Annotated in this window: 12 protein-coding genes and 1 tRNA gene; 11 read left to right on the top strand and 2 right to left on the bottom strand. The window is 62.9% G+C overall.

Features of this window, described 5'->3' with window-relative positions; translation table 11 throughout:
• Positions 1–195 precede the first annotated feature (195 nt).
• The 4 genes from ACK4FH_RS14420 to ACK4FH_RS14405 all read left to right on the top strand — a co-directional run bounded on the left by ACK4FH_RS14420 (position 196) and on the right by ACK4FH_RS14405 (position 5,247).
• The gene (locus ACK4FH_RS14420; RefSeq protein WP_409814987.1) at positions 196–708 is read left to right on the top strand and encodes a TRAP transporter small permease subunit; all 513 of its coding nucleotides are present in this window, start codon (positions 196–198) and stop codon (positions 706–708) included.
• On the top strand, positions 705–2,030 hold the full coding sequence (locus tag ACK4FH_RS14415; RefSeq protein WP_409814985.1) for a TRAP transporter large permease subunit: 1,326 nt from the start codon (positions 705–707) through the stop codon (positions 2,028–2,030). The genes ACK4FH_RS14420 and ACK4FH_RS14415 overlap by 4 nt, the downstream gene beginning before the upstream one ends.
• Before the next feature lie 113 nt (positions 2,031–2,143).
• A complete protein-coding gene (locus tag ACK4FH_RS14410; RefSeq protein ID WP_409814983.1) occupies positions 2,144–3,211 on the top strand; it encodes a TRAP transporter substrate-binding protein in 1,068 nt (355 codons plus the stop codon).
• A gap of 218 nt (positions 3,212–3,429) precedes the next feature.
• The gene (locus tag ACK4FH_RS14405; RefSeq protein ID WP_409814981.1) at positions 3,430–5,247 is read left to right on the top strand and encodes a flavin-containing monooxygenase; all 1,818 of its coding nucleotides are present in this window, start codon (positions 3,430–3,432) and stop codon (positions 5,245–5,247) included.
• 99 nt (positions 5,248–5,346) lie between these two features.
• On the opposite strand, the gene ACK4FH_RS14400 is transcribed toward ACK4FH_RS14405, so the two are convergent.
• Positions 5,347–5,420, bottom strand: a tRNA-Gln gene (locus ACK4FH_RS14400).
• 245 nt (positions 5,421–5,665) lie between these two features.
• Between ACK4FH_RS14400 and ACK4FH_RS14395 the strand changes: the two genes are divergently transcribed.
• From ACK4FH_RS14395 to ACK4FH_RS14365, 7 genes are all read left to right on the top strand, one after another.
• Positions 5,666–6,994: a Ppx/GppA phosphatase family protein gene (locus tag ACK4FH_RS14395; RefSeq protein WP_409814979.1), complete on the top strand. Its 1,329-nt coding sequence runs from the start codon at positions 5,666–5,668 to the stop codon at positions 6,992–6,994.
• The gene (locus tag ACK4FH_RS14390) at positions 6,994–7,752 is read left to right on the top strand and encodes an RlmE family RNA methyltransferase (protein ID WP_409814977.1); all 759 of its coding nucleotides are present in this window, start codon (positions 6,994–6,996) and stop codon (positions 7,750–7,752) included. Before ACK4FH_RS14395 ends, ACK4FH_RS14390 begins: the two co-directional genes overlap by 1 nt.
• A 112-nt stretch (positions 7,753–7,864) precedes the next feature.
• The gene (guaB, locus tag ACK4FH_RS14385) at positions 7,865–9,328 is read left to right on the top strand and encodes an IMP dehydrogenase (RefSeq protein ID WP_409814975.1); all 1,464 of its coding nucleotides are present in this window, start codon (positions 7,865–7,867) and stop codon (positions 9,326–9,328) included.
• A gap of 28 nt (positions 9,329–9,356) precedes the next feature.
• On the top strand, positions 9,357–10,658 hold the full coding sequence (locus tag ACK4FH_RS14380; protein ID WP_409814974.1) for an RsmB/NOP family class I SAM-dependent RNA methyltransferase: 1,302 nt from the start codon (positions 9,357–9,359) through the stop codon (positions 10,656–10,658).
• A gap of 77 nt (positions 10,659–10,735) precedes the next feature.
• Complete coding sequence (locus tag ACK4FH_RS14375; protein ID WP_409814971.1) at positions 10,736–11,236, top strand: tetratricopeptide repeat protein; 501 nt, start codon at positions 10,736–10,738, stop codon at positions 11,234–11,236.
• A gap of 7 nt (positions 11,237–11,243) precedes the next feature.
• A complete protein-coding gene (gene guaA, locus ACK4FH_RS14370; RefSeq protein WP_409814968.1) occupies positions 11,244–12,794 on the top strand; it encodes a glutamine-hydrolyzing GMP synthase in 1,551 nt (516 codons plus the stop codon).
• A 294-nt stretch (positions 12,795–13,088) separates the two neighbouring features.
• A complete protein-coding gene (locus ACK4FH_RS14365; RefSeq protein ID WP_409814966.1) occupies positions 13,089–14,345 on the top strand; it encodes a tyrosine-type recombinase/integrase in 1,257 nt (418 codons plus the stop codon).
• Here the strand turns inward: ACK4FH_RS14365 and ACK4FH_RS14360 are convergent.
• Positions 14,320–14,595, bottom strand: coding sequence for a helix-turn-helix transcriptional regulator (locus ACK4FH_RS14360; protein ID WP_409814964.1), 276 nt, complete (start codon positions 14,593–14,595; stop codon positions 14,320–14,322). The two genes, ACK4FH_RS14365 and ACK4FH_RS14360, sit on opposite strands and share 26 nt — an antisense overlap.
• Positions 14,596–14,599: the final 4 nt, after the last annotated feature.

The following is a 14,599-nucleotide window of genomic DNA, read 5'->3' as shown; positions in this document are numbered from 1 at the left end:
TGCGACCGGCTGCCGTCCGGCCCGCCGCTCCGGCTTTACGCCATTTTTCGGCTGAATGCTGTCGCTTCCCGGTTGCTATGACACCGCAATCCGTGCAGCCTTTTGCCCGGTTGTGCTTGGGGGGTGCGCTTGCCGGAATGCGGCAATCCGGCCCTGCGCCCCGGAGCGGTCTATCCACCGGTGGATTGAGGGAAATTGCCGAAAGCAGCGCGAGTCTATGTCCGGTACGTCGAGGCGGTGAACAAAGTCGTCGGCCGCATCGTCATGTACCTGATTTTCGTGATGATGGGGGTGCTGCTCTACGCATCCTTCTCCCGCACGGTCATCGGCATGCCGGTCAACTGGGCCATGGAAATGGGCCAGTTTCTGCTGGCCGCCTATTATCTGCTCGGCGGCGGCTACTCCCTGCAGATCAATGCCCATGTGCGCATGGATCTGCTTTATAGCCGCTTGAGCCCGCGCAAGATGGCCTTCACCGATACGCTCACGGCCTTCTGCCTGATCTTCTATTTGTCGACGCTTTTGCTCGGCGGCATTTCCAGCACCGAGTACGCGATCACCTACAAGCAGGTGAACTACACCTCCTGGGCGCCGCTCCTCTGGCCAATCAAGTCGATCATGACCTTCGGCATCTTTCTCATGCTGCTGCAGGCCATCGCAATCTTCTTCAAGGATCTCGCTCGCTTTCGCGGTGAGGAAGTCGCATGAGCTACGAACTCATCACGCTGCTCATGTTCTCGTCCCTGATGGTGATGTTGCTCACCGGGCAGCGAGTCTTCGGTGCCGTCGGCTTCGTGGCCGCAGTCGCGGCGCTGCTGCTCTGGGGCGACCGAAACATAGAGATGCCGTTCAATGCAACCTTTCAGGTTCTGAACTGGTTTCCGCTGCTCACTCTGCCGCTCTTCGTCTTCATGGGCTACATGATGTCGGAGTCGGGGATCGCAAACGATCTCTACCGCATGTTTCACGTCTGGATGGGCCGTGTGCGCGGCGGTCTTGCGCTTGGCACAATCGGCCTCATGGTCATCATTTCCGCGATGAACGGCCTCTCCGTTGCCGGCATGGCGATAGGTGCGAGCGTTGCGCTGCCTGAACTTCTCCGCCGCGGCTACGACAAGATCATGGTAACGGGCGTCATTCAGGCCGGCAGCTCGCTCGGCATCCTCATTCCGCCAAGCGTCGTGCTCGTGCTTTATGCGATGATTGCGCGCCAGCCCGTTCTGCAGCTCTGGCTTGCGGGTGTGGTGCCCGGCCTCATCATGGCGACTCTCTTTGCGATCTACATTTACATCCGCTGCCGCCGCCACCCGGAACTCGGCCCCGCACTTCCCGAGGAAGAACTGGCGCAAATCACATGGGCCGAAAAATTCCGCCTCCTGCGCGCGGGCATCATCCCGTTCTTGATCTTCGGCACCATGATGGGGCTCTTCCTGAAAGGCATCACCACCCTTGTCGAAAGCTCGGCCGTCGGTGCGCTTGGCGCCATTATCGCGGCTGCACTGAAGCGGCGCCTCACCTTCACGGTGCTCGACAACACGGTGCGGCAGACGCTCGCCATCTCCTGCATGTTCCTCTTCATCATCCTGGCCGCACTCTGTTTCAGCGCGGTCTATGACGGGCTCGGCGCAAAGAATGCCATTCGTATCCTCCTGCTCGAGACATGGGATCTGACGCCCTGGGAAATCCTCATCATGATGATGGTGTCCTTCGTCATTCTCGGCATGTTCCTCGACGATACGGCCATGCTTGTCATTGTGGCACCGCTCTACATCCCTCTGATCATCGGCCTGGGCTTCAACCCGATCTGGTTCGGCATCCTTTATGTGATTACCTGCCAGATCGCCTATATAACGCCGCCCTTTGGCTACAATCTGTTTCTGATGCGGGCCATGGCGCCACCCGAGATAACGCTTGTCGATATCTACCGCTCAATCGTACCGTTCGTGGGGATCATGATTTTGACCATCATCATCGTGATGGCTTTCCCGCAACTGACCCTCTGGTTGCCCAACTGGTATTTCGGGCGATAGGGGGTGCGGCGGCAGACAATTGAGAGGCAGTACCTGTTTTCTTCGTGCGAGGGCCGGGTCTGGCATTGGGGCTGGATCGACCCGAAACCATCCAGAGAAGAAGGAGCCACCTGATGAGTGACCGTCCCGTAATCAACAAACGCGACTTTCTGAAAAAGGCCGGCCTTGGCGCCGCCGCCGTCGGCGCATCGACGATCGCCGCACCGAACATCGTGCGCGCGCAAGCGCCGATCAAATGGCGCATGCAGACCTATGCCGGTGCATCGCTTGCCGAACACGTCATCAAGCCGTCCATCGACGAGTTCAACAAGGCCGCCAACGGCGAAATGGTAATCGAGCTTTTCACCGCCGACCAGCTTGTCCCGCAGGGTGAATTGTTCCGCGCCGTCCAGAACGGAACGATCGACGCCGCGCAGAGCGACGATGACTCGATGGCCGCGCCGGTCGATGTGTCGGTCTTCGGTGCATACTTCCCCTTCGCCTCGCGCTACGGCCTCGACGTCCCGGTGCTGTGGGAATGGTATGGCCTGCGCGAAATCTGGGAAGAAGCCTATGCCGAAGTGCCCGGTGTCACTTGGCTCAGCGCCGGCGCCTGGGATCCTTGCAACTTCGTCACAACGAAGCCGATCCGAAAACTCGATGACCTGAAAGGCCTGCGCGTCTTCACTTTTCCGACTGGCGGCAAGTTCCTCGAGCGTTTCGGAGTCGTGCCGGTCACGCTGCCCTGGGAAGATATCGAAGTCGCCATACAGACGAACGAACTCGACGGCGTCGCCTGGTGCGGCGCGACCGAGACCTACACCGTCGGCTGGGCGGACATCACCAAGTACTATCTGACGAACAACATCTCGGGCGCATGGGCCGGTTCCTACATTGCCAACACCGAGAAGTGGAATGCGCTTCCCGAGCATCTGAAGACGCTCTTCAAACTCAGCATGGACAGCTCGCACTACTATCGTCAGCACTGGTACTGGTGGGGTGAAGCCCATTACCGCACCACGGGCGGAAAGCTCGAACTCACCACCATCCCGGAAACGGAATGGAAGACGGTGGAGGACGAGGCGCTCAAGTTCTGGGACGAGGTTGCAAAGCAGAGCCCGCGCAATGCGAAGATAGTCGACATCCTGAAGAAATATGCGGACACGATGCGCAAGGCCGGTGCGCCTTACCGCTACGGCTGATCGTATATCGTCACGACGCAATCACCGGGCTCCGCCGAAAGGCGGGGCCCGTCTTGTTTGGGGTTTGCGCCGCCCGGCATCTGACGCCAGGAAATCCGGGCTTTTTCGCTTTGCTTTGACAGTTAGTAAATCGACATTATCATTTGACGAAACAGCGGGCAGAGACCCGCCGGCCCGCATGGTAGATTGCGGGCCATACAGGCATTGGAGGAAGAGACGTGGCGAACGAAGCAAACGGCACTGCACAGGCCATCGACGATCTGGATTTCGACCCGGCGGCGCTCAAGGCGAAATACCGCGCCGAGCGCGACAAGCGCCTCCGCAAGGAAGGCAATGAGCAATATGTGGAGATCAAGGGCCAGTTCGCACATTACCTTGAAGACCCCTATGTCGAGCCGGGCTTCACGCGCGCGGCCCTGTCGGATGAAGTCGATGTCGTGGTGGTCGGCGGCGGCTTTGGCGGCCTGCTTGCCGGTGCGCGTCTGCGCGAGGCCGGTGTCGGCCGCGTCCGCATGATCGAGAAGGGCGGCGACTTCGGTGGCACCTGGTACTGGAACCGCTATCCGGGCGCCGCTTGCGACATTGAATCCTACATCTATCTGCCGCTGCTCGAGGAAGTCGGCTACATGCCGGTCGAGAAATATTCCAAGGCCGCGGAAATTCTCGAACACAGCCGCGCCATCGGCCGCCATTTCAAGCTTTATGACGACGCGCTCTTCCAGACCGAAGTCACAGAAATGCGCTGGGAAGACGAGGCCGCCCGCTGGATCGTTCACACCAATCGCGGCGACGCCATTCGCGCCCGTTTCATCGTCACGGCGAGTGGCCCGCTCCACCGCCCCAAACTGCCGGGCATTCCCGGCGTCGAAGGTTTCAAGGGCCACTCCTTCCACACCAGCCGCTGGGACTATGGCTACACGGGGGGCGACTGCAATGGCGGCCTTGAAAAACTGAAGGACAAGCGCGTCAGCATCATCGGCACGGGCGCCACCGCCGTGCAATGTGTGCCGCATCTCGGCGAATGGGCGAAAGAGCTTTATGTCTTCCAGCGCACGCCATCCTCGATCGACGTCCGCAACAACCGGCCGACCGACCGCGAATGGGTGAAGACGCTGAAGCCCGGCTGGCAGCAGTTCCGCATGGACAATTTCAACACGCTCGTCTCCGGCGGCTATCAGGAAGAAGACCTCGTCAATGACGGCTGGACCGACATCATCGGCAACCTGCTCGTCATGGCGCGGAAGAACCCGAACAAGCTCGCGCCTGAAAAAATGGCGGAGACCGTCCAGCTCGCCGACTTCAAGAAAATGGAATCGATCCGCAAGCGCGTCGAAACCGTTGTGAAAGACCCCTCGACCGCCGAGGCGCTCAAGCCCTGGTACAACCAGTTCTGCAAGCGTCCCTGCTTCCACGACGAATATCTCGCCACCTTCAATCGCCCCAACGTGCATCTCATCGACACGGCGGGGAAGGGCGTCGAGCGCATCACCGAAAATGCGATCATCGCCAATGGCAAGGAGTACGAGATCGACTGCCTCATCTATGCGACGGGCTTCGAGGTCGGCACCGGCTACACGCGCCGCGCAGGCTTCGAGATTTATGGTCGCGATGGCCTCTCCCTCACCGAGAAGTGGGAGGAGGGCGTCTCCTCGCTCCACGGCATGCACACACGCGGCTTCCCCAATTGCTTCATCGTCTCCAACGCGCAGTCCGGCTTCACCGCCAACTACCCGCATATGCTGAACGAGCAGTCGAAACACCTCGCCTATATCGTCAAGGAATGCATCGGCCGTCAGGCCCGCGTGGTCGAGACGACGCAGGAAGCCGAAGACGCCTGGGTCGAAGAGGTGATGAAGGTCGCCGTCTTCAACCGCCGTTATCTCGAGGAATGCACGCCCGGCTACTACAACAATGAAGGCCAGCCCTCCGCCCGCGCCATCCGCAATGGCGCCTATGGCGCAGGCTCCATCGCCTTCATCAAGGTGCTGGAAAACTGGCGCGCCAAAGGCGACCTGACGGGCCTCGAACTCCACTGAGGCAAACGGAGTGACAAGCATCATGGCCGGGCAAGTCCCGGCCACTGGCTTTTGGCGTACCGCCAACGCTGCGGTAAACGAAATGGCGTGAAGGGAAATTGGCTGGGGGACTAGGATTCGAACCTAGACTGGCGGAGTCAGAGTCCGCTGTCCTACCGTTAGACGATCCCCCATTGGCGTGAGGCAAATCCGTGATAGTCCGCCGATTCCGGCTCGACTCGCGGGTGCTCAGGGCCTTGGTTGCGCGCGAAACTAGTCGCAGGGCTCGCCTTCGTCAACTCTTTGGGGCCGCGGCGAACCGCTCCCCGTCCTTTACCCCGCGGCTCAGCCTGCTACACTTCACACAACTGAAAAATCGAGGGAATCCGGTGCGGAGCGCGGCCCGATTTGGGCCCTGCGCTTCCCGGATGGGATTTACGTGCACCAGGAAGGTGACGGCGGCATCGGTGGCCCGGAAAGGGCCCCCGCCGCCAATCAGGGGCCATCATTGCGCCCGCAGGCCGAATCCGGCCCTTCCGGCGAGGCGGAAGGCGCGGAGCCGCGTGGCGACGGCACCGGTCAGAAGAAATCCGGCAAATCCCGCCGCCGTCGCGGACGTCGTGGCAAGGGCCGCGGAAAGGCTGCGCCGGCAGCCGCCAGGGCCGAGAAGGCCGAAACCGCCCCGCCGCCGGCGTCAGGCCCGTCCACCCGCTCAAGCTCGCGCCCAAACGCGCGTGAAGACAAGCTCTATGCCGCGCTTGATCTCGGCACCAATAATTGCCGCCTGCTGGTCGCGCGCCGCGCACCGGAGGGCTTCAAGGTTGTCGATGCCTATTCGCGCATCGTCCGCCTCGGCGAGGGGCTTGCCACCACTGGCGCGCTCGGAGAAGCCGCCATGGCCCGCGCCATCGACGCGCTCAATATCTGCGCCGAAAAGATGAAGCGGCGCGGCGTGAACCGCGCCCGCACCATCGCCACCGCGGCCTGCCGCACGGCATCGAATGGCCCCGACTTCATCGCCCGCGTGAAGCGCGAAACCGGCCTCTCGCTCGAAATCGTTTCGACCGAGGATGAAGCCCGTCTCGCCGTTGCAGGCTGCGCGCCGCTTCTCGATGCGGATTGCGCCTCCGCCCTGGTGTTTGATATTGGCGGCGGTTCGACCGAACTCATCTGGGTCCGCCTTGAAAACAGCGGCAATGGGAAATGCCGTCCTGTGATCGGCGACTGGATTTCATTGCCCTGCGGCGTCGTCACGCTGGCCGAGCGTCATGGCGGCGTCGATGTGCCGGTAAATGTCTATGGCAACATGGTGCAGGAAGTGGCGGATCATCTCGCCCCGTTCCTCGGCCGCTTGCGCGAGGAGCGCGACAGCCGCCGCCCGTTCCATCTTCTCGGCACATCGGGCACGGTGACGACGATAGCGGGCGTTCATCTGGGCCTTGAGCGGTATGACCGTTCGCGCGTCGACGGCATCTGGATTTCCCCCACCGAAGTGCATCGCGTCACGCGCTCGCTCCTCGACATGGACTACAGGCAGCGCGCCGCCCACCCATGCGTCGGGCAGGAGAGGGCCGATCTCGTGCTCGCGGGCTGCGCCATATTCGAGGCGATTGCCGATGCCTGGCCGGCAGAGCGGCTGCGCGTTGCGGATCGCGGCCTGCGCGAAGGCATCCTCATGTCGCTCATGGATACGGATGCAAACCGCCGCAAGCGGCGGCGGCGTCATAAATCGAAACGCGGTGCGGCCCGCACGGAGGCAAACGCATAATGGCCAAGGGCCCGAAAAAGACCGGCGGCAGTACGAGCAAAAGTTCGATCTCCGGCAGCGCCCGCGCCATGAAGGTGCGCGTGAAGACCGCCCGCAAGCGGAGCAACTCGTCTGCCCGCTGGCTCCAGCGGCAATTGAACGACCCTTACGTCCATGCCGCAAAGCGCGAGGGCTTCCGGTCCCGCGCCGCCTTCAAACTCATGGAGATCGACGACCGCTACCATCTCCTGAAGCCCGGCGCCCGCGTGGTCGATCTTGGCTGCGCGCCGGGCGGCTGGTGCCAGGTGGCGGCCAAGCGCGTGAAGTCGGATGGGGTCTCACCGCGCGCGGGCGTCGTCATCGGTATCGACTACCTGGAAACGGAATCCGTTCCGGGCGCAACCATCCTGCAGATGGACTTTCTGGACGAGGGGGCGGAGGAGCGCGTGAAGGAGGCGCTGGCGGGCGAGGCCGATGTCGTCCTGTCAGACATGGCCGCGCCGACAACAGGCCACAAGCAGACCGACCATCTCAGGATCATGCATCTCTGCGAGGTTGCGGCGCAGTTCGCGATCGAGGTGCTGGCGCCGGGCGGTTCCTTTCTTGCCAAGGTCTTGCGGGGGGGAACGGAGAATGAGCTGCTCACGCTCCTCAAGCAGCACTTCAGCATCGTCCGCCATGTGAAGCCCGAGGCGAGCCGGGCCGATTCGGCCGAGATGTATGTGCTGGCTCAAGGCTTTAAAGGGCGTCCTGAAAGTGATGCCGAAGAGTCCGCATGAATATTTTGCGGCCGCGTCATCGTGCCCTTTGCATTCCCGCATATAGGTGTTAAAAGCCAGCGCCAACACACGATAGGGTGGCCGCAAGCATTCGGCCCAGGAGGTTGGCAGTATGATCCGCGAAGCGCTGACGTTTGATGACGTCCTTTTGTTGCCCGCCGCTTCCACGGTCCTGCCCAGTCAGGCAGATACAAGAACCCGCCTGACGAAATCGATCAGCCTCGGCATCCCCATCATTTCTGCAGCCATGGACACGGTCACCGAGGCGCGCCTTGCCATTGCAATGGCACAGGCCGGCGGCATTGGCGTCCTCCATCGCAACATGTCGCCCGAGGCGCAGGCCGAGCAGGTTCGCCAGGTCAAGAAGTTCGAAAGCGGCATGGTAGTGAACCCCGTCACCATCGGCCCCGATGCAACGCTTGCCGACGCGCTCGCCGAAATGCAGCGCCACGGCATTTCCGGCATCCCCGTGGTCGAGCCCGGCACCAACAAGCTCGCCGGCATCCTGACGAACCGCGACGTCCGCTTTGCGATCAATCCGTCCGAGCCCGTCCGCAATCTGATGACGAAGGAAAACCTGATCACGGTCGCCGATGGCGTCAGTCAGGACGAGGCGAAGCGCCTGCTTCACCGCCACCGCATCGAAAAACTGCTTGTTGTTGACGACGCCTATCGCTGCATCGGTCTTATCACGGTGAAAGATATAGAGAAGGCGCAGCTTCATCCCAATGCCGCGAAAGACGAGCAGGGGCGCCTCCGCGTCGCCGCCGCCACCACGGTCGGCGATGAAGGCTTCGCCCGCTCCGAGGCGTTGATGGCCGCAGGTGCAGACGTGGTCGTGGTCGACACCGCGCATGGCCATTCGGCGCGCGTCTCCGAAGCCGTCCAGCGCATCAAGAAGCTCTCCAACAAAACGCAGGTCGTCGCCGGCAATGTCGCGACGGCGGATGCGGCCCGCGCGCTGATCGATGCAGGCGCGGATGCAATCAAGGTCGGCATCGGCCCCGGCTCCATCTGCACCACGCGCATCGTCGCGGGCGTCGGCGTGCCGCAGCTCACGGCCATCATGGATGTGGTCGAAGCCGCGCGGAAGAACGACATCCCCGTCATCGCCGATGGCGGCATCAAGTTCTCGGGCGATCTGGCCAAGGCGATCGCAGCCGGCGCCGATTGCGCCATGCTCGGCTCGCTCTTTGCGGGCACGGAAGAAAGCCCCGGGGAGGTATTCCTCTTCCAGGGCCGCTCCTACAAGGCCTATCGCGGCATGGGCTCCGTCGGCGCGATGGCCGTCGGCTCGGCAGATCGCTACTTCCAGCAGGATGTGAAGGATTCGCTGAAGCTCGTCCCCGAAGGCATTGAAGGGCAAGTGCCTTACAAGGGCCCGGTCGGCACCGTGATCCACCAGCTTGTCGGCGGCCTGCGTGCCGCGATGGGCTATACGGGCAATGCCACTGTGAAGGAATTTCAGGAGAAGGCGGAATTCGTCCGCATCTCGTCCGCGAGCCTTCGCGAGAGCCATGTTCACGATGTGACGATCACGCGCGAAGCGCCGAACTATCCCGGCGGTGCAAGCTGATCGCGGTTGTCGTTCCGGGTGATGTGACATGACACCCGGCGCACGTCTGCAATCCGCCATCGAAATTCTCGGCGATATCTTCGCGAGCGGCCGCCCGGCGGACCGTATCTTCGACACATGGTCGCGCTCGAGCCGCTATGCGGGCTCCAAGGACCGCACGGCCGTCAGCGAGATCGTTTTCACCGTGCTTCGCCGCCGCGCCGAACTCGCCGCCGCCTGCGGCGATGAGGCGCCGCGCCTTCTCGCCTTCGCCGCACTCCACCTCATCGAAGGAAGGCCGCTCGCCGATGTCGAGGCGCTTGCCGAGGGCACCCGTCATGCACCGGCGCCACTGACGGACGAGGAGAGGGCGGCTCTCGAAGCCGCTTCTCTGCCCGGTGCCGATGCGCCGCTGCATATCCGCTTCAACTATCCCGAATTTCTGCAAGCCGAGTTCGAGCGCGCCTTCGGCCCCCGCATCGAGGCGGAAATGGCCGCGATGCTCGACCGCGCCCCGACGGACCTACGCGTCAATACGCTGAAATCCACGCGCGACAAGGCGCTCGCCGCGCTTGCCGAGGCGGGCATCGCGGCGGAGCCCTGTGCTCTTTCACCCTGGGGCATCCGCCTTCTCGCCCGCGCCAACCTGCCGGGCCTCGCGCTTTTCCGCGATGGCGCCATCGAAATTCAGGATGAGGGTTCGCAGCTTGCCTGCCTCCTCTCCGGTGTTAAGCCGGGCGAACAGGTCGTGGATCTTTGTGCAGGTGGCGGCGGCAAGTCGCTCGCGCTTGCCGCCATGATGGGCAATCGCGGTCAGATCTATGCCTACGACATCGATGGCCGCCGCCTTGGCGGCCTCGTCCCCCGCGCCGAACGCGCCGGCATCCGCAATCTGCAGACCCGTGTGCTTGAGCCCTTCAGGCCCGGCGAGGCGGACGCAAGTTTCGCAGACCTCGACGCGCGCGCCGATTGCGTGCTGGTCGATGCGCCCTGCAGCGGCACCGGCGCCTGGCGCCGCAGCCCCGATGCCCGCTGGCGCATGACGCCGGAGATGCTCGCCGGCTACCGCGCCGCGCAGGACGAAGTGCTCGCCCGTGGTGCGCGCCTCATGCGTCCCGGCGGCCGCCTCGTCTATGTCACCTGTTCGCTGCTCCCCTCCGAAAATGAGGATCGCGTCGCCGCCTTCACCGCCGCGAATCCCGGATTCGTGCAGGAGGATTGGCTGGACCATTGGCCGGACGGCCTCCCGGCGCTCCCTTCACCGGCGGGCGGCAGCCTCCGATTGAGCCCTGCAACTGCCGGAACCGACGGCTTTTTCATTGCCATTCTGCGCCGCGAGGGCGAGGCATGACGCGCTGCGGCAACAGGCTTGACGGGTCCGGGGAAGGATGGTCTACCGGACATTCCTCTCCCGACGGGCCTGGATGGATGGCGGCCGAACTTTCCCGGAAAATCTGTCTTTTTGCGTGCCTCGCCTTCGGCCTCCTGGCTGCAGGTTTCGCCGTGCCCGCCGCCGCCAAGAATGTCGATGCCGCCTCGGCGCGCGCCTCTCTCTCGCTCGCGGCCAGGGGTGCGGCGGCGATGGAACGGGGCGATTTCCTCGCCGCACAGCGCCTCTATGAAACCGCAGTCGTGGCAAACCCCGCCAATGCCGCCGCCTTCACCGGCCTTGGCACCGCCCATGAGGCGCGCGGTCAGACGAAGCTCGCCCGCAAATATTACGAGAGCGCACTCTCCATAGAGCCTTCGGACACTGGCGCCTTGAGTCGCCTGGCGCAGCTCGACCTGAAAGACGGCAACCGCGCCGCCGCGACCGAAGGCTTGCGCAAGCTCCGCGCCCATTGCCCGGCCTGCGGCGAGACGCAGGAGCTTTCCCGCGCCCTTGGCCTCGGCCTTCAAGACCCCATTCCAGCTCCAACCGATCCGTAGACGGAACATGACCGAAGACCGCATCCTCATTATCGATTTCGGCAGCCAGGTAACGCAGCTCATTGCCCGCCGCGTCCGCGAAAGCGGCGTCTATTGCGAGATCGTTCCCTTCAACAAGGTGGACGAAATCTGGGAGAGCTTCGGCGCAAAGGGTGTCATCCTTTCCGGCAGCCCCTCAAGCGTCAGCCGCGAGAAAAGCCCCCGCGCGCCGCAATATGTCTTCGAGGCGGGCCTGCCCGTCCTCGGCATCTGCTATGGCCAGCAGACCATGACGCTGCAGCTTGGCGGCAAGGTGGAAGGCGGCGACGAGCGCGAATTTGGCCGCGCTTCCATCGAAGTGATCGAGGAAACGCCGTTGCTCGACGGTATCGTCGGCAAGGGCGGCACGGAACCTGTCTGGATGAGCCACGGCGATCGCGTCGTCGCCATCGCGCCGGGCTTCAAGGTCGTGGCCCAGAGCCGCGGCGCACCTTTCGCCGTCATCGCCGATGAAGAGCGACGCTTCTATGGCGTCCAGTTCCATCCTGAAGTGGTGCACACGCCGCGCGGCCGCGACATGCTGTGGAACTTCACGCATCGCATTTGCGGCTGCAAGGGCGACTGGACGATGGCCGCCTTCCGCGAAACCGAAATCGCGAAAGTGCGCGCGCAGGTGGGCAAGGGCAGGGTGATCTGCGGCCTCTCGGGCGGCGTCGATTCATCCGTCGTCGCCGTGCTGCTGCATGAGGCGATCGGCGACCAGCTTCAATGCGTCTTCGTCGATACGGGCATGATGCGGGCGGGCGAGGCCGATCAGGTCGTATCGCTATTCCGCGATCACTACAACATCCCGCTCGTGGCGGTCGATGCAAGCGACCTCTTCCTCGGCAAGCTCGATGGCGTGACCGACCCCGAGCAGAAGCGCAAGATCATCGGCGCGACCTTCATCGACGTCTTCGAGGCCGAAGCGAAAAAGGTCGGCGGCGCCGACTTCCTCGCCCAGGGCACACTCTATCCCGATGTCATCGAAAGCGTCTCCTTCGCAGGCGGCCCTTCCGTCACCATCAAGAGCCATCACAATGTCGGCGGCCTGCCTGAGCGCATGAACATGAAGCTCGTGGAGCCGCTTCGCGAACTCTTCAAGGATGAAGTCCGCGCCCTTGGCCGCGAGCTTGGCCTGCCGGAGCAATTCGTCGGCCGTCATCCCTTTCCGGGACCGGGCCTCGCCATCCGCGTGCCGGGCGAGATCACGCGTGACCGCCTCGAAATTCTCCGCAAGGCAGACACGATCTATCTTGAGGAAATCCGCGCCGCCGGTCTCTACGATGAAATCTGGCAGGCCTTCGCGGTGCTGCTTCCCGTCCGCACCGTCGGCGTCATGGGCGACGAGCGTACATATGATTATGTCTGCGCCCTCCGCGCCGTCACCTCGCTCGACGGCATGACGGCGGACTATTACCCTTTCACCCACGAATTCCTGGGCCACGTCTCCACCCGCATCATCAACGAAGTCCGCGGCATCAACCGCGTCGTCTACGACGTGACGTCGAAACCGCCGGGAACCATCGAGTGGGAATAATTTTTGCCCATCCGAAGGTATCCGAAACTACGCCAGAATACGACGTAACCACCTGAAAAACAAAAATATTTTAGCCGAGACCTATCGATAGCTATCGGTGGGCATCAGACGCGTCTGTCGTGCCCGCTGACGGACCCTGCCCCCGTTGATCATCCGGAAAATCGAAAGTACCGTCATAGCGACTGAGGCTAATGACGGTACTTTTTTCAGCCTAACACGCTGAACATAAACAGATATTTCCGTCAAAAGCCTCCAAAAACCGCGTGACGGTACTTTTCCGCGAGGAGGCCCAGAATGTTGACGGATGCGGCACTCAAGTGCCTGAAACCAAAAGTCAAAATGTACAAGGTGACCGATCGTGACGGCATGTATGTGCGTGTCGCGCCGACAGGCGGCATCTCGTTCAGGCTCGACTATCGGCTGAACGGCAGGCGGGAGACCGTCCATCTCGGCAAGTACGCCCGAGACGGTATCTCGCTCGCCCGGGCTCGCGAACTTTGCCTGGACGCGAAACGCATGATTGCCGAGGGGCGGTCCCCCGCGATCGAGAAGCAGCGGGAGAAGCGCCGGATCAAGGAGGCCAAGAGCTTCGGCGAGTTCGGCGAGAAGTGGCTGACGGGCGCGCCCATGGCGGACAGCACGCGCGCCATGCGTCGCGCTATCTTCGAGCGCGAACTCATGCCCGTCTGGCGGAACCGTTTGCTGACCGAGATCACGCCTGATGACCTGCGCGCCCACTGCGCCAAGATCGTGGAACGGGGCGCGCCCGCGACGGCCATCCGTGTGCGGGACATCCTGAAGCAGATCTACGGCTTCGCCATTCTCCACGGCGAGAAGGTCGCAAACCCGGCCGATGACGTCGGCCCGGCGTCGATCGCCACATTCACGCCCAAGGACCGGGCGCTTTCGCCGACTGAGATCCGCATCATGCTCAAGCAACTCGAGCATGTCGCGACGCTGCCGACGATCCGCCTCGGCATGAAGCTCTACCTCCTCACCATGGTCCGGAAAAGCGAACTGCAGGACGCGGTCTGGGATGAGGTCGATTTCGAAAACGCCGTCTGGACGATCCCGAAGGAGCGCATGAAGCGATCGAAGCCGCACAATGTCTACCTGTGCCGGCAGACCCTCGACATCATGATCGCGCTCAAGACCTGCGCCGGTAATTCCCGGTATCTGCTGCCGTCCCGCTACGATGCGGATGCGCCGATGTCGCGGGCGACCTTCAACCGGGTCACCTACGCGGTCGTCGAACAGGCCAAGAAGGAGGGGCTGCCGCTGGAGCCGTTCACCGTGCATGACCTACGCCGCACGGGCTCGACGCTGCTCAATGAGCTGGGCTTCAACCGCGACTGGATCGAAAAGTGCCTGGCGCACGAGGACGGGCGTTCATCACGCGGCGTCTACAACAAGGCCGAATACGAGGTTCAGCGGCGGCACATGATGCAGGAATGGGCTGACACCGTCGATGCTTGGGTCGAGGGCCGGAAGTATGTTCCCACGCTGCTGCCGACAGTCATGCCGTCTATCGCGCTCGATCCTGCCCTTTGACTGGGCGGGACTTGCGCTTGGTGACGTCGGGATGCTGTGCGCGCTGGATCGGCTTCGCGCGCCGCGCCAGCAACCAGGCGTGGACCTCGGCGAGATCCCAGACGATGCAGCGCGGTGACAGCGCGAAGCGGCGTGGAAATTCGCCGCGCTGCTCCATTTCGTAAATCGTGCTGTCGGCCAGAGGCACCATCTCGCGCAGCTGGTGCCGCCGGATGGTCTTCCTGATTTCCAAAGGCTCGTTTTGGACCATACCC

The organism is Parvibaculum sp. (genome assembly GCF_046297875.1).
Classification (GTDB): Bacteria; Pseudomonadota; Alphaproteobacteria; order Parvibaculales; family Parvibaculaceae; genus Parvibaculum.
The sequence above is the reverse complement of the archived record's forward strand: the minus strand, read 5'-3'. Positions and strand labels throughout refer to the sequence as shown.

Excerpts from the sequence above, each read along its gene's own strand:
- ACK4FH_RS14415 (WP_409814985.1), top strand. The coding sequence starts at position 705 with ATGAGCTACGAACTCATCACGCTGCTCATGTTCTCGTCCCTGATGGTG.
- ACK4FH_RS14410 (WP_409814983.1), top strand. The coding sequence starts at position 2,144 with ATGAGTGACCGTCCCGTAATCAACAAACGCGACTTTCTGAAAAAGGCC.
- ACK4FH_RS14390 (WP_409814977.1), top strand. The coding sequence starts at position 6,994 with ATGGCCAAGGGCCCGAAAAAGACCGGCGGCAGTACGAGCAAAAGTTCG.
- guaB (WP_409814975.1), top strand. The coding sequence starts at position 7,865 with ATGATCCGCGAAGCGCTGACGTTTGATGACGTCCTTTTGTTGCCCGCC.
- ACK4FH_RS14380 (WP_409814974.1), top strand. The coding sequence starts at position 9,357 with ATGACACCCGGCGCACGTCTGCAATCCGCCATCGAAATTCTCGGCGAT.
- ACK4FH_RS14375 (WP_409814971.1), top strand. The coding sequence starts at position 10,736 with ATGGCGGCCGAACTTTCCCGGAAAATCTGTCTTTTTGCGTGCCTCGCC.
- guaA (WP_409814968.1), top strand. The coding sequence starts at position 11,244 with ATGACCGAAGACCGCATCCTCATTATCGATTTCGGCAGCCAGGTAACG.
- ACK4FH_RS14365 (WP_409814966.1), top strand. The coding sequence starts at position 13,089 with ATGTTGACGGATGCGGCACTCAAGTGCCTGAAACCAAAAGTCAAAATG.
- ACK4FH_RS14360 (WP_409814964.1), bottom strand. The coding sequence starts at position 14,595 with ATGGTCCAAAACGAGCCTTTGGAAATCAGGAAGACCATCCGGCGGCAC.